We start from the raw sequence: 19,697 nt of genomic DNA, 5'->3' as shown, positions 1-19,697 counted from the left end.
TATTAGATGAATTAAATAATAAATACTATACAATTAGACATATATTTAAAATAATGTTATAATCCGAAAGAATATTTAGGATTTAAATAATATATAAAATCATGTGGAAGGAAGTGTAGTATGAGAAAATTATTTAAATTATTGAGCCTATCAACATGTCTTTTAATGATGTTGGTGGTTTTTGCAGGTTGTAGTAAAGATTCTTCTAAAGAAATAAGCTTTTTCAATTATGGTGAAAATATAGATGAAGAAACTGTAAAAGAATTTGAGAAGGAATATGGCATAAAGGTTAATGTAGAAACCTTTGATGATATGGAAACTATGTATCAAAAAATTAGTCAGGGCGGTGTGAACTATGATGTTATATTGGTATCTGATGTTTTAATGCCTAGAATGATAAAAAATAAGTTTGTTCAAGAATTAAATAAAGATAATATACCTAATATATCTCAAATGGATGAAGACTATTTAAATCTAGAAATAGATCCAGGTAATAAATATTCAGTTCCTTATATGTTTGGAACAGTAGGACTTATTTATAATAAAGATGTAGTAAAAGAAGAAGTGGATAGCTTCGATATATTATGGAATGAAAAGTATAAAGATAAGATTTTTATGTTTGATACCTATAGAGACACCATAGGAGTAGCTTTAAAGAAACTTGGATATTCTTTAAACTCAACTGATCCAAAAGAAGTTGAAGAAGCTAAAGAGCTACTATTAAATCAAAGGAAATTAGTTAATCCAATATATGGTGTTGATAATGGAACTGTAATGATTCCAGCAGGAGAGTCTGATATAAACATGATTTGGTCTGGAGAGGGATTAAATCTTCAAGCTGAATACCCTAATTTAGTTTATGTAGTACCTAAGGAAGGGGCAAACTTCTGGATTGATAGCTTATGCATACCTTATAATGCTAAAAATGTTGATGGTGCTGAAAAGTTCATAAACTTTGTAAGTGATAAGGAAAGTTCATTAAGAATAGCTGATGAAATAGGGTATACAACTCCTAATAAAGAAGCAAGACTTGAGCAACCAGAGGAAGTTAGAAATAATCCTAATGCATATATGACTAAAGAGATAATGGATAGATGTGAAATTTATGTGGATTTTCCTAGTGATGTGAAAAAGGTATATGATGATGCATGGATACGCATAAAATCAAGCAATTAAAAAAATATTAAGATACATTATATGCTGAAAGTTATATTGACACAACATAGCTTTAGTAGTAAACTGAAAGATAAGTTAGTTGATGCTAACTTATCTTTTTACAGCAGAGTAAGCAATGGGTAACTTATTTTTTTACAGTTAAGTAAGCAGTGGCTAACTCACTTTCTTGAAGGTAGTTAAGTATTTACCTAATTTTATTTTAGTAGTAGGTAAGCCGAAGCTAACTATATAACTATTTAACTAGTTAACATCATAAATACACAAAATTATAACATTGAGGCATTTTAAAATTTCTTATTATAACATCTTAATATTTTAAAATCCTATAAGTACATAGCTACATATACATAAGAGCTTATATAAATAATATAAATTTTAGGAGGTAAAGAAATGAGTATAGTAATAATTGGTGGTCATGATAGGATGGTTTGTGAATATAAAAAGATTTGCGATAAATATAATTGTAAGGCTAAGGTGTTTACACAAATGCCAGGTCGCTTTAAATCTCAAATAGGATGTCCAGATTTATTAGTAATGTTTACTAACACAGTGTCTCATAAAATGGTTAATGCAGCTATGCAAGAGGCAGCAAGAAAGAATATAAGTATAGCAAAATCTCATAGTAGTAGCTCCAGCTCTTTAAAGAGTATATTAGAAACTCATTGTTTAAATTGTTCTGGGGATTGCGAAAACTGCACTAAACATAGTAATTAAACATAAAGTTAATTTAAGGAAACATTTTTGGGGTAGAATTTAATCTTTTAGCACTTTACCCCGATAACAAAAATCGCCTAAAGTATTGTATTAATTTTCTGAATATGATACGTTTTTGTTATGGATATTTTTAGAAGGGTGGGGAATAAAATGAGGAACATATGTAATCTTAATGGAGTAAAAGAAGTATCTTTAATAAATACTCAGGGGAAAAATTATTTAACTTTCTTTAAGACAATGGGGGAAAAACTATATTCAATATGTAGTTTAGAAGAAAAGTTAAATGATGAGTATTTTCAAAAGAAAGACTTTGATGAACTTTTAAAAGAAAATCATGAAATTTATAGTGACTTAATAGGTGACAACTATAAAACAAGTTACGGCAACCCAGACTATGCAGTGAAAGAGCTAGGAAAAGAAATGGGCCAAATAGCTACATATTTATATAATAGGTTAAATGAATGTATATCTTTAGTATTTTCTCATAAGACTGAGAAGATAGAAAAGTTACTACAATTATTTACAGATGCCTATGCTTATGTAGTTAAAAATGGTGATAATGCTAATGGTTTAATGGAGATTATAAGGGATTTTGAAGTTAGCATTTTAGACATGGAAGCTGAGGAAAAGGTTAATAATATAGCTTTAGATACTAAGGGTTATTACAGAACTATAGTTGATGAAGCAAGTGCTAAAGATTTAAGATACTTATTTAAGTACGGAAAATATATAACTGATAATGAAATAAAAACAGCTAAATTTTTGTCTACTTATGAAGATGTAAACAAGATTGCATATACCATGGTTAAAGGATATATGGATAGCTTTATAAGAGAAAAGAAGGATTACACTATTAAGTCTACAGTTAGACTAATATACTTTGTTGGTCAAGAGGCTATTGTTAAAGAGGTTATAAAGGAGTTTGGTAAATACAACTTAACCCCTGTCCTTGCAATGGTAGAATCTACTGAAGCAAATAAACAGTTTACTTATGATCATAGATTTGATAATGCTTTATTCTTCAGTAAAAACTATGCAGAAGTTAAAGAAGAAAGATTTACAGCTACTTTTGAAAAATTTAAAGAAGGCTTAGGAAAGTATTCTGGAATAGCGGTTATTGAAAGCTTTGGAGAAGTTCCGTTTGCACCTGAAAGCAAGAATACAGCTTTAAAGTTAAGTGAAGAGCAAAGTAAGGTTTACCAAAATGCAGCGGTAAGACTTAGAAGTGTTCAAGATAAATATATGCCATCTAAGGAAACAACCTTTACTATTATAGCTTTCCCTAGTCCAGAAATAGGAGAGAATTTTGAGGAAATCTTCGCTGATACTATGAAGATAAATACTCTAGATTCTGACAAGTGGGAAAGAATCCAAAATGATATTATTGGGGCTTTAGATAAGGGTGAGTTTATCCATGTTAAGGGCTGCAATGGAAATAGAACAGATATAAAGGTTAAAATGCAGGAAATTAAGAATCCAGAAAAGGAAACAAACTTTGAAAACTGTATTGCTACTGTAAATATACCGGTTGGAGAGGTATTTACATCTCCAATGTTAAAAGGAACAAATGGACTTTTACATCTAGAAGAAATCTTCCTAGATGGCCTTAAATATATAAACTTAAAACTTTTATTTAAGGATGGATATATAGCTGAATATAACTGTTCTAATTTTGATGAAGAATCTAAAAATAAAAAGTATGTAGAGGAAAATCTGTTGTTCCCAAATAAAACTTTACCTCTTGGTGAGTTTGCAATAGGTACAAACACCTTAGCATACGTTATAGCACAGAAGCATAATATAGTACCTATACTTCCAATCCTTATTGGAGAAAAGATGGGACCACACTTTGCAGTGGGTGATACTTGTTATTCATATAGTGAAGATGAAAGAGTATATAATGCTTTTGATGGAAAAGAAATAATTGCTAAGGATAATGAAAAATCTATTCTTAGAAAAACTGATATAGAAAGTGCATATACTCAATGTCATACAGATATAACTATACCTTACGATAGCTTAGAGTTTATAAATGCTATAACAAAGGATGGGGAAGTTATTGAAGTAATTAAAAATGGTAGATTTATTTTAAAGGGTACTGAGGAATTAAATGAACCTTTCAATGGAGAGGCTTAATAAACAGAGTTCTTAGCTTCTTCGAAGCTTAGAAATCGTTATCCAGGGACGTAGCTGCTCTTTATTCCTACTTTAAAAAAGATAGGAATATTAGAGCAGGTAGTCATCGGATATATTTTTTATAGAAATAGGAGGAAAATTATGATTAATAACATTGATATTAAAAATAAGATGGTAATAAAGTTAGATGATGAATTACCAGAAATGCCTAAGTTTCAAGAAGGAATTAGAAGAGCCCCTGACAGAGGTTATAGTTTAACACCTGCACAAACTGAATTAGCTCTTAAAAATGCTTTAAGATATGTTCCAGAACATCTTCACGAAAAATTAGCTCCAGAGTTTATGGAAGAGCTTTTGACAAGAGGAAGAATATATGGATATAGATTTAGACCAGAAGGAAAATTAAGTGGTAAGTCTATAGATGAATATAAAGGAAATTGCGCAGAGGGTAAGGCCTTCCAAGTAATGATAGATAACAACTTAGATTTTGATGTGGCATTATATCCTTATGAACTTGTTACTTACGGTGAAACAGGACAAGTGTGCCAAAACTGGATGCAATATAGACTTATAAAAAAATACCTAGAGAATATGACAGATGAACAAACTTTAGTAGTAGAGAGTGGTCATCCATTAGGATTATTTAGAAGTTCTAAAACTGCTCCAAGGGTAATAACTACTAATGGTTTAATGGTTGGTATGTTTGATAATCCAGAAGATTTCCATTTAGCAACTCAACTAGGAGTAGCTAACTATGGACAGATGACAGCTGGTGGTTGGATGTATATAGGACCTCAAGGTATAGTTCATGGTACCTTCAACACTATAGTAAATGCAGGAAGATTAAAGCTTGGAGTGGCTGATGATGGAGATTTAAGAGGTAAGATATTTGTAACTTCTGGTCTTGGCGGAATGAGTGGTGCTCAACCTAAAGCTATAGAAATAGCTAATGGAGTAGGAATTGTAGCAGAGGTTGACTATTCAAGAATTAAAACAAGACTTGATCAAGGTTGGGTTTCCATGGCATCAAGTGATTTAGAAGAAGTTATAAGAGTTGCTAAGGAAAAGGCTAAAAATGAAGAGTCTATCTCTATAGCATATCATGGAAATATCGTAGATTTACTTGAATACATCTTAGAAAATGATATTCATATAGATTTATTATCAGACCAAACTTCTTGCCATGCTGCATATGATGGTGGGTATGCACCAGTAGGAATTTCTTTTGAGGAAAGAACTAGATTATTAAAAGAAGATAGAGAAAAATTCAAAGAGCTTGTAGATATGACCTTATTAAAACACTACGACATAATTAAAAAGTTAGTTGCTAAGGGAGTTTACTTCTTTGATTATGGTAACTCATTTATGAAGGCAATCTATGATGCTGGTGGAAAAGACATAGCTAAAAATGGTGTAGATGAAAAGGATGGATTCATTTATCCTTCTTATGTTGAAGATATCATGGGACCAATGCTATTTGACTATGGATATGGACCATTTAGATGGGTATGCTTAAGTCATAAACATGAAGATTTAATAAAAACAGACCATGCTGCAATGGAATGTATTGATCCAAATAGAAGAGGACAAGATAGAGATAACTACATTTGGATTAGAGATGCTGAAAAGAACCAATTAGTTGTTGGTACAGAAGCTAGAATATTATATCAAGATGCACAAGGTCGTATGGATATTGCTCTTAAGTTTAATGAACTTGTAAGAAATGGTGAAGTTGGACCAATCATGCTTGGAAGAGATCACCATGATGTAAGTGGTACAGATTCTCCATTTAGAGAAACTTCTAATATAAAAGATGGAAGTAACATGATGGCTGAAATGGCAATCCAATGCTTTGCAGGAAATGCAGCAAGAGGAATGAGCTTAATTGCTCTTCACAATGGTGGAGGAGTTGGAACAAGTAAGTCAATCAATGGAGGATTTGGATTAGTTCTTGATGGTAGTGAAAGAGTTGATAATATTATAAAATCATCTATGGCATGGGATGTTATGGGTGGAGTTGCTAGAAGAGCTTGGGCAAGAAATCCACATTCTATTGAAACAAGTATGGAATATAATGAGAAGAATCAAGGAACAGATCATATAACTCTTCCATATATACCAAAGGATGAATTAATAAAATCTGTTATTGAAAAAGCATTAAATAAATAAATCATAATTTAAATAATTGAATAATTTAATTGGGTATATAGTGTTAAAAGTTAAGACTATATACCTGATTTTTTATTTTTTTAGTTTGTATTTAGTTGTAAATAAAATAAATTTTTATATTTTTTTCATAAAACAGATAAAATATATTAATAAAAATATAAAAAAATAAGTTCTAAGTTGAAGGTTGCTTCGTATATTTTTATGGGGATGATATTTTTAATATATGTAGTAAATTTTAATGAAATAAAAACAATGATTAAACAATGTATATACATTAGTAGATAATATTGAATAGAGTATTTGCAAGTAGTATAATAGTTAGGGTATTTGATGTGTAGATAAGGAGGGGTAGTGTTGAATTATAGAATAAAATTTAGAAAAGTTAATAAAATAAAAATATTTGTCGTAGCAATAACACTAATTAGCACCCTTTTTATTTTAGTTGGATGTAAATCCAATAGTGAAGAAGAAAGAGATCCAATTATAAACAATTATACAAGTGCTGTAATAGAAAAAAACAACAACATATATATTTTTGATGAGCATGAGGAATATTTAGAAGGGGTAGGAGATTTGCATAGGCTGAAAGAACTTTCCGCTTTAAGTAATGACTGGAGTAATATAGCCTTTAAATATTTAGATGAGAAAGATAAAATAAATATATATAGTATGAAAGATGAAGAATATAAAGTATTACCAATAAATGATATAGGGGAAAGTCAAATATCTAATATATCATGGATGAATAATAAATTAGTAGTTCATTTATATATAGATCCTATCACAACAAAATATCTAATTTATGATGCAGATACTTTAGAGCTTTTGAATTCCTGTGAAGGAATCTTAATAGATGTTCTTAATGAAGGCAATACTATAGTTTATGGTAAAGCTAGTAATGGAGTTACTAATATATACTTTAATGATTCACAGATAATTAGTTTAGAAGATAGTGGAGAAGTTTTATTAAAGGGAAAAGTATCTCCTAAAAAGGATGAGATAGCTTTTATTACCTTTAGTTTTGATAAGGAAAAATTAACTCAATGTGAATATTTATATAGAGGAAAAATTGAAAATGGTAAAATAAAGGATGTTTTTAAGACTGTTAAGCCCTATGAAATAAATGGAGACATGGTATATGAGGGTGATGAACTAGTTATATATAGCCAAGAAGGAAATTATTTAGTAAAAGATGAAGAGTTTATAGAAGAAGAAAATGAGGAAATGAAGAAAAAACTCAATGAAAATTCTATGAAACTTAAAAACATGCTTAAAAATACCTTTGAAAGCGAAAGTATAAATGAAAACTTATCATGGAATGAAATTGGAGTTTTTAATATTACCTGGTTTACTAGGTAATATTTTTTTGTTGTATAGGAAAGTATAGATTTTTACGTTTTATGGGTTTTACCGTTAGGAATGTGGCGCATGCCACTTTTTTTATGTCTAAATTGTGAACATGCATATCAATATACCTGTAAGAACATATGAAATTCCATAAAAGTTATTGTAATATTTAAAATATACAGATAAATTTTCGAGGTGGATTTTTTCAAGGTTTTATTAAGGGGAAACCTGTTGACACCTTGTGTAGGCTTCAATATAATTAACGTGGAAAGTAAAAAAAACAAATTAAAATGTAGAAATACTGGAGGAACTTCTAATGGATAAAAAAATGCTTTCACCTGATGAAATTACTAATTATGTAGAACAGGTTGGAGTAAAAAAGGCTAATAATAAATGTGTACAAACTTTATTTTTAGGTATTTTAGCAGGTGCATTTATAGCTTTAGGGGCATATGCATCATCAGTAGCATCACATGGAATTAGTGATCCCGGATTACAGAAATTTGTGGCAGGTATAGTATTTCCAGTTGGATTAATTTTAGTGTTAATATGTGGAGCAGAATTGTTCACAGGAAATTCATTATTAAGTGTAGCTTGGGCTGAAAAAAAGATAACCACAGGCCAAATGTTTAAAAATTGGACACTTGTTTGGATAGGAAACTTTATTGGAGCTGCGTTTGTAGCAATACTAGTTTTTGAATCAGGTCTTTTATCAACAGGAAACGTTGGAGGCTATGCTATTAAGGTAGCAGCGGCTAAGGCAAGTATGGGTTTTGTACCTGCAATTGCAAGTGGGATATTATGTAATGTTATAGTATGTGTATGTGTATGGGGTTCCTATGCAGCTAAAGATGTAACAGGAAAAATATTCATGGGTTTCTTTCCGATATTTGCTTTTGTTATAGCAGGTTTTGAACACTGCGTAGCTAATATGTATTACTTTTCTATAGGATTGCTTGCAAAAACAAATTCAGCTTTTGTTGAAGCATCTCATGTAGCTGTTGAAAAATTAGATAATTTAACTATAGTTGGAATTTTTAATAATCTAATTCCTGTAACCATAGGAAATATTATTGGTGGTGCAGTTTGTATTGGATTAGTTTATTGGTTCATATATAGAAAATGTAATAAAAAGAATATTGAGATAAGAGAGAAGTTATCAGCGTAATATATATAAATTCATGGAAAATTGTGTTAAAATTAAGTTTTAGCATGATTTTTTTTATAAGATTTTATGGAAAATTGTAAAAATCTATATTGATTTGTAAAAATCTATTTTATATTTGAAGCACATAATATAAAATAGATAGTATGAAGATAAATACTAAATTAATTAATGGGGAGGGTTATATGAAGAAGAAAGGAAGAGTTATCAGTTCAATTGTAGCTTTAAGTATAATGGGGGCAATAGCCTTTAGTATTAATAATAGAGTAGAAGCAGATGCAGCAAAAATAAGACTAGGTGGGAGCACTAGATATGAAACTGCAGTAGAAACATCTAAACAGGGGTGGCCTAGTGGAAGTAAAACTATAGTACTAGTGTGTGGAGCGGATTATCCTGATGCACTAAGTGCGGCACCTTTAGCAAAGAAGTATAATGCTCCTATATTGCTAACAGAAAAGAATGGATTATCTACGGTAGTGTCTAATGAGATAAATAGATTGAAGCCTTCTAAGGCTTATATAGTTGGTGGAGAATCTGTAATTTCTAAAAAAGCTGAAACTCAGCTTAAAAGTAAGGGAATTACTGTAGATAGGATATCTGGACTTAATAGATATGAAACAGCTGCTAATGTAGCTAAACAAGTTGGCACAGCCAATGGAGTTGTACTGGCTTCTGGAAAAAGTTTTGCGGATTCTTTATCTGTAGCTCCGGTGGCAGCAAACTTAGGAATGCCAATATTGTTAACAGATAAAGATAGTCTTGATAGTTCAAATAAAGCTTTTATACAAAGTCATAATATACCTAAAACCTATGTTATAGGTGGTAGTTCAGTAATTTCAGATGCAAATATGAAGAATTATAAAAATTATCAAAGAATTGCTGGACTTGATAGGTATGAAACTAATATCCAGGTTTTAAATACTTTTAGTGGAAATATTAATTTAAGCAAAATTTATTTAGCATCAGGAATGAATTTTCCAGATGGACTAGTTGGAGCACCAATAGCTGCTTTAACCTCTTCTCCTATAATTCTTATGGAAGAAACAGGAGGGTATTATCCTAAGGTCTTAAATAGAATAAAAGGGATAAAATCCGATCAAGTATTAATTTTAGGAGGAAATACAGTAATCAGCGACAAAATAGTTAATAAGGTTTTAGAGGCAGTAAATTATGAGGAGAAATTTAAGGTTTTAAGTATTGAATAGCTCAAAAGTGGGTGAAATTAAAGTGAGACCTGTAGAAGATATGCTTAAAGACCTACCCTTGGGGGTATCTGCTTTAACAGAACAAAAGGTTCATAATAAAAAGTTGACTTGTATAATAATTAAAGATGATTTTAAAGATTTTATATATTTGCCTAATTCTATGGAGTTTAATTTCAAAAGTGCCTATGTAAAAAGTAATAAAGTAATTTCAGGGCACTTGATTATAAGAATGAAAGATGATATAAAAGAAAAGTACTATCCTTTTCACTTTAATTATTATGATGAAAAAACATTAAGTTTAATTATAAATTTAAGTCATCAAAGAAAATTGTACTTAATACTAGGTAATAAATATAACGAATATAAAATTGTTTGTTTCAGAAATAGTTTAAAAAGTTTTTTTAGAAGATATATAATTAATTGTATAAACTATGGTTATAGATGGAGTGATGAAGATTACAAGGAATCAATTTGTAATCTTGTATCTTCATTTCCTAGTATAGATGACTTATGGAAACGATTAGGTGGACAAATTACTATGAGTATACTGAAAAAAGTATAAGAAAAATGGGGAAATGTTAAGTAAAATTCAAAATCTACAAAAAACTTATATTAATTTAAAAATTTTTTTAAAAAAACCATTGCATTTCTAAAATATTAGATTTATAATGGGTACATGATAAATAATATATTGAATTGTTTAAAAATTTAATATTGAATCATAAGTAGAGGTGCTTATAAATTGGTAACTGATAAATGCTAAGGAGAATACCCTCTGATGTTACAGTGAATTGTTTATAGGCCGAAAGGATACAAAGGTATTTTGTATTACTTGGGGATAAGACACAATGTTTTATCACTGCCATGTTATATGGAGAGCTATTTATGGAATGAAAAATATTCATTGCATTGATAGTTCTAACTAACCAAGTTATCTAATGGTGTTGAATATTTTCAACGCCATTTTTTATTTACTATATTTTTATCCGATGACTATCATCTCTAATACTCTGAACTTTTTCAAAGTGAGAGTAAAAGAGCTGCTACGTCCCTGGATAACGATTTCTAAGCTTCAAAGAAGCTAAGAAATCTGTTTATACTAAAAAGTTATACATAAATAAAAAGTAAACGATTATTTTATAGGGGGAAAAGAAAATGAAATCAGTAATCAGATTAAGAATGAGCTCTCACGATGCACACTACGGTGGAAATCTTGTTGATGGAGCAAGAATGCTACAATTATTTGGAGACGTAGCTACAGAATTATTAATACAAAACGATGGAGACGAAGGTCTATTCAAAGCTTATGAAAATGTAGAATTCATGGCACCTGTATATGCTGGAGATTACATTGAAGCTGTAGGTGAAATCGTACACGTTGGAAACACATCAAGAAAAATGACTTTTGAAGCTAGAAAAGTAATAGTTCCAAGACCTGACATTAACGATTCAGCTTGTGACGTTTTAGAAGAGCCAATAGTTGTTTGTAAAGCTACAGGAGTATGTGTAGTACCAAAAGATAAGAAGAGAAAATAAGTAAGTGCAAGAATTCTTGCAGAAACATTGTTAAAATATTAACTATATAGGAGGATTTTAAATGGAAAAGTTAATAATTGCTGCAGCTATTTGTGGTGCAGAGGTTACTAAAGAACAAAATCCAAATGTTCCTTACACAGTAGAAGAAATTGGTCAAGAGGCAGAAAAATGTTATAAAGCTGGAGCTAGTATAATCCACCTTCATGTTAGAAAAGATGATGGTACTCCAACTCAAGACAAAGATAGATTTGAAGCTTGTATGGCTGAAATAAGAAGAAGATGTCCAGATGTTATCATTCAACCATCTACTGGTGGTGCTGTAGGAATGAGCAATGAAGAAAGACTTCAACCAGTTGATTTAAGTCCAGAAATGGCAACATTAGACTGTGGAACTTGTAACTTTGGTGGAGACGAAATATTTGTTAATACAGAGAACACAATCAAAGAATTCGGGGAGAAGATGATTCAGTTAAACGTTAAGCCAGAAATCGAAGTATTCGATAAAGGTATGATTGACATGGCCATCAGACTTCATAAAAAAGGATTCATAAAAGCACCAATGCACTTCAACTTCGTTATGGGAGTTAATGGTGGAATAAGTGCTGGAATGAGAGACTTTGTATTCATGAAAGAAAGTATTCCAGCAGGAAGCACTTACACAGTATCAGGAATAGGCAGAAATGAATTCCCATTAGCTGCAATGTCTATGATAGAAGGTGGACATGTAAGAGTTGGATTTGAAGATAACGTATACCTGTCAAAAGGTGTTATGGCAGAAAGCAATGCTGACCTAGTTGAAAAAGCTGTAAGAATAGCTAAAGAATTAGGAAGAGAAATTGCAACTCCAGCAGAAGCAAGAGAAATATTAGGACTTAAAGCTTTATAATTTGAAGCATAATATAAGAAGTTATTTTTAACGTATAAGATTAAAAATATAATAAACAATAATTAAGTAGAAAAAAATTTATTGAGACTAAAGTAAAAAAAGGAGTGTTTTTAATGAAAAAAGGATGTAAATATGGAACTCACAGAGTAATAACACCAGCAGGAGTATTACCACAACCAGCTTTAAAAATAGACAATACAATGGAAATATACGATAATGAAATACTTATCGATGTTCAAGCTTTAAACGTTGACTCAGCAAGCTTTACACAAATAGAAGAAGAAGCTGGACATGACGTAGAAAAAATAAAAGCAAAAATCCTTGAAATCGTTGGAGAAAGAGGAAAAATGCAAAACCCTGTAACTGGTTCAGGCGGAATGCTTATCGGTAAAATTGCTAAAATAGGAGCTGCATTAGAAGGAAAAACTGATCTTAAAGTTGGAGACAAAATCTCTACATTAGTATCTCTTTCATTAACTCCACTTAAAATAGAAGAAATCATCGATATTAAACCAGACATCGATAGAGTAGAAATTAAAGGTCAAGCAATATTATTCGAAAGCGGATTATATGCTAAACTTCCAGAAGATATGGAAGAAACTTTAGCACTAGCTGCACTAGACGTAGCAGGAGCTCCAGCTCAAGTTGCTAAATTAGTTAGACCAGGACAATCAGTTCTTTTATTAGGAGCAGCAGGAAAATCAGGAATGTTATGTTGCTACGAAGCAGTTAAAAGAGTTGGACCAACAGGAAACGTTATTGGTTTAGTTAGAAACGAAGAAGAAGCTGCAAGATTAAGAAGATTAAACTTAAACATGAAAATAGTTATCGGAGATGCTACTAAAGCTATCGACGTAATGAACTTAGCTTTAGCTAACAACAACGGCGAAGAAGTTGATGTATCTATCAACATAGTTAACGTTCAAAACACAGAAATGTCAACTATATTACCAGTTAAAGATGACGGTATAGTTTACTTCTTCTCAATGGCTACAGCATTCACTAAAGCTGCTTTAGGAGCTGAGGGTGTAGGTAAAGACGTAACTATGATAGTAGGAAACGGATATACTAAAGGACATGCTGAAATAACATTACAAGAGTTAAGAGAAAACGAAACTCTAAGAGCTATATTCCAAGAATTATACGTTTAATCCGTAGATTATAATTGATTAATTAATAAAATTAATATATATAAATGTGAAATTATAGGGGGTAACAATTAATGAATACAACTCGTAGAAAAGAATTATTTCCAAACGTTACAGATGAACAATGGTTTGACTGGAAATGGCAAACAAAAAACAGAATAGAAACTTTAGATGAATTAAAGAAGTATATTCCATTAACTCCAGAAGAAGAAGAAGGAGCTAAAAAATGTCTTGAAACTTTAAGAATGGCTATAACTCCTTACTACTTATCATTAATCGATCCAAACAATGCTAATGACCCAGTAAGATTACAAGCTATCCCAACAGGATTAGAAGCTCATAAATCTGCTGCAGATTTAGAAGACCCACTACACGAAGATACAGATTCTCCAGTACCTGGATTAACTCATAGATATCCAGATAGAGTATTACTTCTTATAACTGACCAATGCTCTATGTACTGCAGACACTGCACAAGAAGAAGATTTGCAGGACAAAGCGATGACTGCATGCCAATGGAAAGAATAGATAAAGCTATAGATTATATCAGCAAAACACCAGTAATCAGAGACGTTCTATTATCAGGTGGAGATGCTTTACTAGTTGACGATTCAGTACTTGAGTACATCATCAGCAAATTAAGAGCAATACCACACGTAGAAATAATCAGAATTGGTTCAAGAACACCAGTAGTTATGCCACAAAGAATTACTGATGGACTTGTAAATATGTTAAAGAAATACCACCCAATCTGGTTAAATACTCACTTTAACCATCCAAACGAAATCACAGAAGAGTCTAAAGCTGCATGTGAGAGAATGGCTAATGCTGGTATACCACTAGGAAACCAATCAGTACTTCTAAGAGGAGTAAATGACTGTGTTCACACAATGAAACAATTAGTTAACGATTTAGTTAAAATCAGAGTTAGACCTTACTACATCTATCAATGTGACTTATCATTAGGACTAGAGCACTTCAGAACTCCAGTTTCTAAAGGTATCGAAATCATTGAAGGATTAAGAGGACATACTTCTGGATACTGCGTACCAACATTCGTTGTTGACGCTCCAGGCGGCGGTGGAAAAACTCCAGTTATGCCAAACTATGTAATTTCTCAAAGTCATGATAAAGTAATACTTAGAAACTTTGAAGGAGTTATAACTACTTACTCTGAGCCAACAAACTACACTCCAGGATGTACTTGTGATGTTTGTACAGGTAAGAAATCAGTTCATAAAGTTGGAGTTGCTGGATTATTAAACGGTGAAAAACTTGCTTTAGAACCAACAGGATTAGAAAGAAACGAAAGACACGCTCACTAGAATATAGTTAGAAGTGATCTTAATGAATGAAATTTTAAAGTTATTGAAACCATATAAAAGTGTATCTATTATAGGTATGAATAAAAATGTGGGAAAAACTACGACTTTAAACCATATCTTGAAGGAGGCTAGGGGCTCTGTGTCCCTTGGCCTAACTTCTATAGGGAGAGATGGTGAAGAGTTAGACAGGGTTACGGCTACAGAGAAACCTAAGATATATATTGAAAAGGGGACTGTGATTGCTACAGCCAAACAATGTCTTTTAAATAGTGATTTCACAAGAGAGATTGTAAGAACTACAGGAATAAATACTCCTATGGGAGAAGTTGTTATTTGTAAAGCCTTAAGTGATGGTTATGTGGATTTAGGAGGACCTTCCGTGAATTCATATATGACCAATATAAAAGATCAATTATTAAGTCTTCAGTGTGATCTTGTAATAGTAGATGGAGCTTTAAGTAGAAAGACCTTTGCTTCACCCGCCATAACAGAAGCTACAGTGTTATCTACAGGAGCCGCTCTATCAAGAAGTATGAAGACCGTCATAAGTGAGACAAAACATACTATGGATCTATTAAGTTTACCCCATGAGCAAGATAGGTCTATTTTAAATGTCGCAACAAAAATATGTGATTCAGGAATTGTAGGCATCATTTATAAGGATGGTACCTATAAAGTACTAGAGGTTTTAACTGCCCTAGAAGCTTCAAAAGAAATTGTAGAAGCTTTGAGTGAACAAGTATCCCATGTAGTTATTAAAGGTGCAGTTTCTGACAAACTTATTAAAAATATCATGACTTCTACTAACCTATATAAAGATATAACTTTTCTTGTGGAAGATGGTACTAAGCTATTTATTAGTAGTGAAAGCCTTTATAGATTCCATAGGCAAGGTGGGGTCATAAAGGTCCTAAATAAGATAACTGTGGTTTGCATAACTTCAAATCCAAAATCACCTTATGGATATGAATTTCCAAAGGATGAATTCTTAAAAGGTCTTAGAGAAGCTGTCAATGTTCCAGTATTTGATGTATTAGGGGGGAAATAATATGAAGTTTTTAGATAATGAACAAAGGGCTCAAATAGGGTTTTCCTTTATCATGGATGAGCTTGGTATAATAACTCCTTATGGTACTGAGGAAAAGAAGCTGATAAAGCCTTTTAGAATTAATGAGTATGATAAATTGGTAGAAGAGCTTACTAACGTTGAGCTGATGATAGGTCATATGAATGAATATCATGATGAGTTTAACGATATAGTAAGACTTCTACACAAGATTAAAGATATAAGAAATACATTAAGAAGAGCAGAGAAGGTAGAAATATTAGATGAAGTTGAACTTTATGAGGTTAAATATGTATCTATGCTTTTGGAAGAGCTTAAATTAGTCTTAGATAATATTAATTTATCTGTAGGCAAAATTAAGCTTCATTCCCTAGAAGAAGTAATAGATATATTAGACCCAAGCAAAAAACGGTTATCTACATTCTATATTTATGAAGAATATAGTGAAAAACTTTCTCAGATAAGAAAACTAAAAGGTGAAAAGGAAAAAGCAATTTTTTCTTGCAATGATGAAGGTCTTATTGAAAAGTTAAAACAAGAGCGATTAGATATTGTTATTCAAGAGGAAGAAGAAGAGTTACATATTAGAAAAGAACTTACTTCTAAATTGTCCTCCTTTAGTAGATATATATCAGAAAATTTAAAAGTGGTAGGTATTTTAGATTTATTAATGGCAAAGGCAAGCATTGCTATTAAATACAATTGTGTTAAACCTAACATAGTTAAAGAGATGAATATTGATATAGAGGATGGAATAAATCCTGAAATTGAAGCGATCCTTAAGAAAAAAGGAAAAGCATTCTCTCCTGTTAATATACAGCTTCATGGAGGAACTACGGTGATAACTGGAGCTAATATGGGAGGAAAGAGTGTAGCATTAAAGACTATTGTTTTAAACCTATTTCTTGGACAATTGGGCTTCTTTGTATTTGCAAAAAAAGCAACTTATCCAGTATTAGATTTTATTCATTTTGTTTCAGACGATATGCAATCTATATCTAAGGGATTGAGTACTTTTGGAGCTGAGATAATTAAATTAAAAGAAGTGGTAGAGTGTGTAAAACGTGGAGATGGATTTGTGGCTCTTGATGAGTTCGCTAGGGGAACAAACCCTAAAGAAGGATATTACCTTGTAAAATCTCTTGCAAATTATCTACAAAAATTTAACACTGCTAGCATAATATCTACCCATTATGATGGTGTGGTAGAAGAACCTATGGTTCATTATCAAGTTGTAGGACTAAAAAATATAGACTTTGAGAAACTAAAATATAAGATTGATCTTAATAAGACTCATTCAGTTGAAATTATCCAAGAGCATATGGAATATAAACTTGAAAGAGTATCTAAGACAAATCAAGTACCTAAGGATGCGCTAAATATAGCGATGCTATTAGGATTAGAAAAAGACATAGTGAATATAGCGAAAACATATTATGAGGAGGAGTACAATGGAAAGTAAATTAAATTTAGATTTAAATCTAGTTGCTAAAGCTAGAGAATCATCAAAGAATATAGCTCAAGACACTCAAAAGTTCATAGACAGACATACTACAGTAGCTGTAGAAAGAACTGTATGTAGATTATTAGGTATAGATGGCGTAGATGAATTTGGAGTACCACTACCAAACGTAGTTGTAGAAAACATTAAAGCTGGAAACGGATTATCTGTTGGAGTTGCTGTATTAGTAGGTAATGCTATGGTTAACACTGGATTAACTCCACAAGAAATAGCAGAAAAAGTAGCTAAAAATGAATTAGATTTAACTAAACTACCTATGAAAGATATGTTTGAAATAAAAATGGCAGTTGAAAAAGTTGCTAAAAACATGGTAGCTACAATTAAAGCTAACAGAGGCGAGAGAGAAGCTTACCTTGAAAGATTCGGCGATAAAACAGGTCCATACCTTTATGTTATCGTTGCTACAGGAAATATCTATGAAGATATAATCCAAGCTAAAGCTGCTGCAAAACAAGGTGCAGATGTTATAGCTGTTATTAGAACAACAGGACAAAGCTTACTTGACTACGTTCCATACGGAGTAACAACTGAAGGATTCGGAGGAACTTTTGCAACTCAAGAAAACTTCAGACTTATGAGATCAGCTTTAGATGAAGTTGGAGAAGAATTAGGAAGATACATCAGATTATGTAACTACTGTTCAGGGTTATGTATGCCAGAAATAGCTGCTATGGGAGCTATAGAAAGACTTGACGTAATGCTTAACGATGCATTATACGGAATTCTTTTCAGAGATATCAACATGCAAAGAACTATAGTTGACCAATATTTCTCAAGAGTAATCAATGGTTTTGCAGGAGTTATAATCAACACTGGTGAAGATAACTACTTAACAACTGCTGATGCTGTTGAAGAAGCTCACACAGTGCTTGCTTCTCAATTCATCAATGAGCAATTTGCTTTAGTTGCAGGACTTCCAGAAGAGCAAATGGGTCTAGGACACGCATTTGAAATAAATCCAAATGTTGAAAATGGATTCCTATATGAGCTTGCTCAAGCACAAATGGCTAGAGAAATATTCCCTAAAGCACCACTTAAATACATGCCTCCAACTAAGTTCATGACTGGAGATATATTCAAGGGTCAAGTACAAGATGCATTATTTAACATGGTTACAATAATGACTAGCCAAAAATTACACTTATTAGGAATGTTAACAGAAGCTATACACACTCCATTCATGAGTGATAGAGCACTATCTATTGATAATGCACAATATATATTCCATACAATGAAAGACCTTGGTTCAGAAATCACTTTCAAAAAAGGTGGAATCATGGAAACAAGAGTTGATGAAGTTCTAGGAAAAGCTGCTGATCTATTATCTGTAATAGAAAAAGAAGGTTTATTCAGTACTTTAGAGCAAGGTAAATTTGCAGGTATTAAGAGACCTCTAAACGGAGGAAAAGGATTAGATGGAGTTGTTGAGAAGGAAGCTAATTACTTCAACCCATTTATAGATTTAATGTTAGGAGGAAACAGATAATGAGTGGTGGATTATATTCAACAGAAGTTAGAGATTACGATACTAATTTAGATCTAACTAAGCTTAAACCTTACGGAGATACTATGAACGATGGAAAGGTTCAAGTGAGTCTTACTTTACCAGTTAAAGATGATGAAAGAGGAATAGAAGCTGCTATTCAACTTGCAAAATCAATGGGACTTAAAGATCCAAACGTTGCTCATCACGGATCATTAGATAAAGAGTTTACATTCTATGTAGTATATGGTTCATTAACTCATACTGTTAACTATGAAGAAATTCATGTTCAAACTGTAGAAGTAGATACTATGTCTATGTCAGAAGTTGGAGAATACATTGAAGAGCACATCGGAAGAGATGTAGTTATCATAGGAGCTTCAACAGGAACAGACGCTCACACAGTTGGAATCGATGCTATCATGAACATGAAAGGTTTCGCTGGTCACTATGGTCTTGAAAGATACAAAGGTATCGAAGCTTACAACCTAGGAAGCCAAGTAGAAAACGAAGAGTTCGTTAAGAAAGCTATCGAGCTAAAAGCTGACGTTCTTCTAGTATCTCAAACAGTTACACAAAAGGATGTACACATCCAAAACCTTACTAACCTTGTAGAGTTATTAGAGGCAGAAGGTTTAAGAGATAAAGTTGTATTAATCTGTGGTGGTCCAAGAATAACTCACGAACTTGCTAAAGAATTAGGATACGATGCAGGATTCGGACCAGGAAAATATGCAGATGACGTTGCTAGCTTTGCAGTAACTGAAATAGTTGAAAGAAAGTTAGTTTAATTTAAAAAAGTTTAATGTTTAAAAGTCT

General features: G+C 31.7%; 16 protein-coding genes and 1 riboswitch. All 16 genes read left to right on the top strand.

Features of this window, described 5'->3' with window-relative positions; all coding sequences use genetic code 11:
• The first annotated feature begins 120 nt into the window (after window positions 1-120).
• Window positions 121-1,176 (top strand): ABC transporter substrate-binding protein, encoded by a 1,056-nt coding sequence (locus ACTNBA_RS02845; RefSeq protein ID WP_441072416.1) that lies wholly within the window; start codon window positions 121-123, stop codon window positions 1,174-1,176.
• Window positions 1,177-1,566: 390 nt separating this feature from the next.
• Window positions 1,567-1,890 (top strand): DUF2325 domain-containing protein, encoded by a 324-nt coding sequence (locus tag ACTNBA_RS02840; protein ID WP_035131143.1) that lies wholly within the window; start codon window positions 1,567-1,569, stop codon window positions 1,888-1,890.
• Window positions 1,891-2,040: 150 nt separating this feature from the next.
• The gene (locus ACTNBA_RS02835) at window positions 2,041-4,026 is read left to right on the top strand and encodes an aminopeptidase (RefSeq protein ID WP_441072414.1); all 1,986 of its coding nucleotides are present in this window, start codon (window positions 2,041-2,043) and stop codon (window positions 4,024-4,026) included.
• Window positions 4,027-4,167: 141 nt separating this feature from the next.
• Window positions 4,168-6,195 carry a urocanate hydratase gene (gene hutU, locus ACTNBA_RS02830; protein WP_346847173.1) on the top strand — a complete coding sequence of 676 codons (2,028 nt, stop codon included), beginning with the start codon at window positions 4,168-4,170 and terminating at the stop codon, window positions 6,193-6,195.
• A gap of 354 nt (window positions 6,196-6,549) precedes the next feature.
• Complete coding sequence (locus ACTNBA_RS02825; RefSeq protein ID WP_441072412.1) at window positions 6,550-7,554, top strand: hypothetical protein; 1,005 nt, start codon at window positions 6,550-6,552, stop codon at window positions 7,552-7,554.
• Window positions 7,555-7,858: 304 nt separating this feature from the next.
• Window positions 7,859-8,710 carry a formate/nitrite transporter family protein gene (locus tag ACTNBA_RS02820; RefSeq protein ID WP_441072410.1) on the top strand — a complete coding sequence of 284 codons (852 nt, stop codon included), beginning with the start codon at window positions 7,859-7,861 and terminating at the stop codon, window positions 8,708-8,710.
• Window positions 8,711-8,892: 182 nt separating this feature from the next.
• Entirely contained in the window at window positions 8,893-9,912 is a 1,020-nt protein-coding gene (locus ACTNBA_RS02815) for a cell wall-binding repeat-containing protein (RefSeq protein ID WP_441072408.1), read from the top strand.
• A complete protein-coding gene (locus tag ACTNBA_RS02810) occupies window positions 9,905-10,474 on the top strand; it encodes a hypothetical protein (RefSeq protein WP_441072406.1) in 570 nt (189 codons plus the stop codon). Before ACTNBA_RS02815 ends, ACTNBA_RS02810 begins: the two co-directional genes overlap by 8 nt.
• A gap of 156 nt (window positions 10,475-10,630) precedes the next feature.
• A riboswitch (Lysine riboswitch) is annotated at window positions 10,631-10,802 on the top strand.
• A 265-nt stretch (window positions 10,803-11,067) separates the two neighbouring features.
• Window positions 11,068-11,448 (top strand): 3-aminobutyryl-CoA ammonia lyase, encoded by a 381-nt coding sequence (gene kal / locus ACTNBA_RS02805; RefSeq protein WP_150845312.1) that lies wholly within the window; start codon window positions 11,068-11,070, stop codon window positions 11,446-11,448.
• A gap of 61 nt (window positions 11,449-11,509) precedes the next feature.
• A complete protein-coding gene (kce, locus tag ACTNBA_RS02800; protein WP_150845313.1) occupies window positions 11,510-12,334 on the top strand; it encodes a 3-keto-5-aminohexanoate cleavage enzyme in 825 nt (274 codons plus the stop codon).
• 113 nt (window positions 12,335-12,447) lie between these two features.
• Window positions 12,448-13,485 (top strand): L-erythro-3,5-diaminohexanoate dehydrogenase, encoded by a 1,038-nt coding sequence (gene kdd / locus ACTNBA_RS02795; protein ID WP_035130522.1) that lies wholly within the window; start codon window positions 12,448-12,450, stop codon window positions 13,483-13,485.
• A 71-nt stretch (window positions 13,486-13,556) separates the two neighbouring features.
• A complete protein-coding gene (gene kamA / locus ACTNBA_RS02790; RefSeq protein ID WP_035130520.1) occupies window positions 13,557-14,807 on the top strand; it encodes a lysine 2,3-aminomutase in 1,251 nt (416 codons plus the stop codon).
• 22 nt (window positions 14,808-14,829) lie between these two features.
• On the top strand, window positions 14,830-15,855 hold the full coding sequence (gene kamB / locus ACTNBA_RS02785) for a lysine 5,6-aminomutase reactivase subunit KamB (protein WP_035130517.1): 1,026 nt from the start codon (window positions 14,830-14,832) through the stop codon (window positions 15,853-15,855).
• Between the two features lies 1 nt (window position 15,856).
• Window positions 15,857-17,335: a lysine 5,6-aminomutase reactivase ATPase KamC gene (gene kamC / locus ACTNBA_RS02780; RefSeq protein WP_035130514.1), complete on the top strand. Its 1,479-nt coding sequence runs from the start codon at window positions 15,857-15,859 to the stop codon at window positions 17,333-17,335.
• On the top strand, window positions 17,325-18,881 hold the full coding sequence (gene kamD, locus ACTNBA_RS02775; protein WP_346871138.1) for a lysine 5,6-aminomutase subunit alpha: 1,557 nt from the start codon (window positions 17,325-17,327) through the stop codon (window positions 18,879-18,881). Before kamC ends, kamD begins: the two co-directional genes overlap by 11 nt.
• The gene (gene kamE, locus ACTNBA_RS02770) at window positions 18,881-19,669 is read left to right on the top strand and encodes a lysine 5,6-aminomutase subunit beta (protein WP_346847179.1); all 789 of its coding nucleotides are present in this window, start codon (window positions 18,881-18,883) and stop codon (window positions 19,667-19,669) included. The genes kamD and kamE overlap by 1 nt, the downstream gene beginning before the upstream one ends.
• The last annotated feature ends 28 nt before the right edge of the window (window positions 19,670-19,697 follow it).

The sequence above is a fragment of the Clostridium sulfidigenes genome, from assembly GCF_052067195.1.
Classification (GTDB): domain Bacteria; phylum Bacillota; class Clostridia; order Clostridiales; family Clostridiaceae; genus Clostridium_J; species Clostridium_J sulfidigenes.
The sequence above is the reverse complement of the archived record's forward strand: the minus strand, read 5'-3'. Positions and strand labels throughout refer to the sequence as shown.

What these genes read in the sequence shown, in the direction of transcription:
- hutU (WP_346847173.1), top strand. Translation starts at nt 4,168, where the DNA reads ATGATTAATAACATTGATATTAAAAATAAGATGGTAATAAAGTTAGAT.
- ACTNBA_RS02845 (WP_441072416.1), top strand. Translation starts at nt 121, where the DNA reads ATGAGAAAATTATTTAAATTATTGAGCCTATCAACATGTCTTTTAATG.
- ACTNBA_RS02840 (WP_035131143.1), top strand. Translation starts at nt 1,567, where the DNA reads ATGAGTATAGTAATAATTGGTGGTCATGATAGGATGGTTTGTGAATAT.
- kal (WP_150845312.1), top strand. Translation starts at nt 11,068, where the DNA reads ATGAAATCAGTAATCAGATTAAGAATGAGCTCTCACGATGCACACTAC.
- kamE (WP_346847179.1), top strand. Translation starts at nt 18,881, where the DNA reads ATGAGTGGTGGATTATATTCAACAGAAGTTAGAGATTACGATACTAAT.
- ACTNBA_RS02835 (WP_441072414.1), top strand. Translation starts at nt 2,041, where the DNA reads ATGAGGAACATATGTAATCTTAATGGAGTAAAAGAAGTATCTTTAATA.
- ACTNBA_RS02820 (WP_441072410.1), top strand. Translation starts at nt 7,859, where the DNA reads ATGGATAAAAAAATGCTTTCACCTGATGAAATTACTAATTATGTAGAA.
- kamC (WP_035130514.1), top strand. Translation starts at nt 15,857, where the DNA reads ATGAAGTTTTTAGATAATGAACAAAGGGCTCAAATAGGGTTTTCCTTT.
- kamD (WP_346871138.1), top strand. Translation starts at nt 17,325, where the DNA reads ATGGAAAGTAAATTAAATTTAGATTTAAATCTAGTTGCTAAAGCTAGA.
- ACTNBA_RS02815 (WP_441072408.1), top strand. Translation starts at nt 8,893, where the DNA reads ATGAAGAAGAAAGGAAGAGTTATCAGTTCAATTGTAGCTTTAAGTATA.
- kce (WP_150845313.1), top strand. Translation starts at nt 11,510, where the DNA reads ATGGAAAAGTTAATAATTGCTGCAGCTATTTGTGGTGCAGAGGTTACT.
- kamA (WP_035130520.1), top strand. Translation starts at nt 13,557, where the DNA reads ATGAATACAACTCGTAGAAAAGAATTATTTCCAAACGTTACAGATGAA.
- kamB (WP_035130517.1), top strand. Translation starts at nt 14,830, where the DNA reads ATGAATGAAATTTTAAAGTTATTGAAACCATATAAAAGTGTATCTATT.
- kdd (WP_035130522.1), top strand. Translation starts at nt 12,448, where the DNA reads ATGAAAAAAGGATGTAAATATGGAACTCACAGAGTAATAACACCAGCA.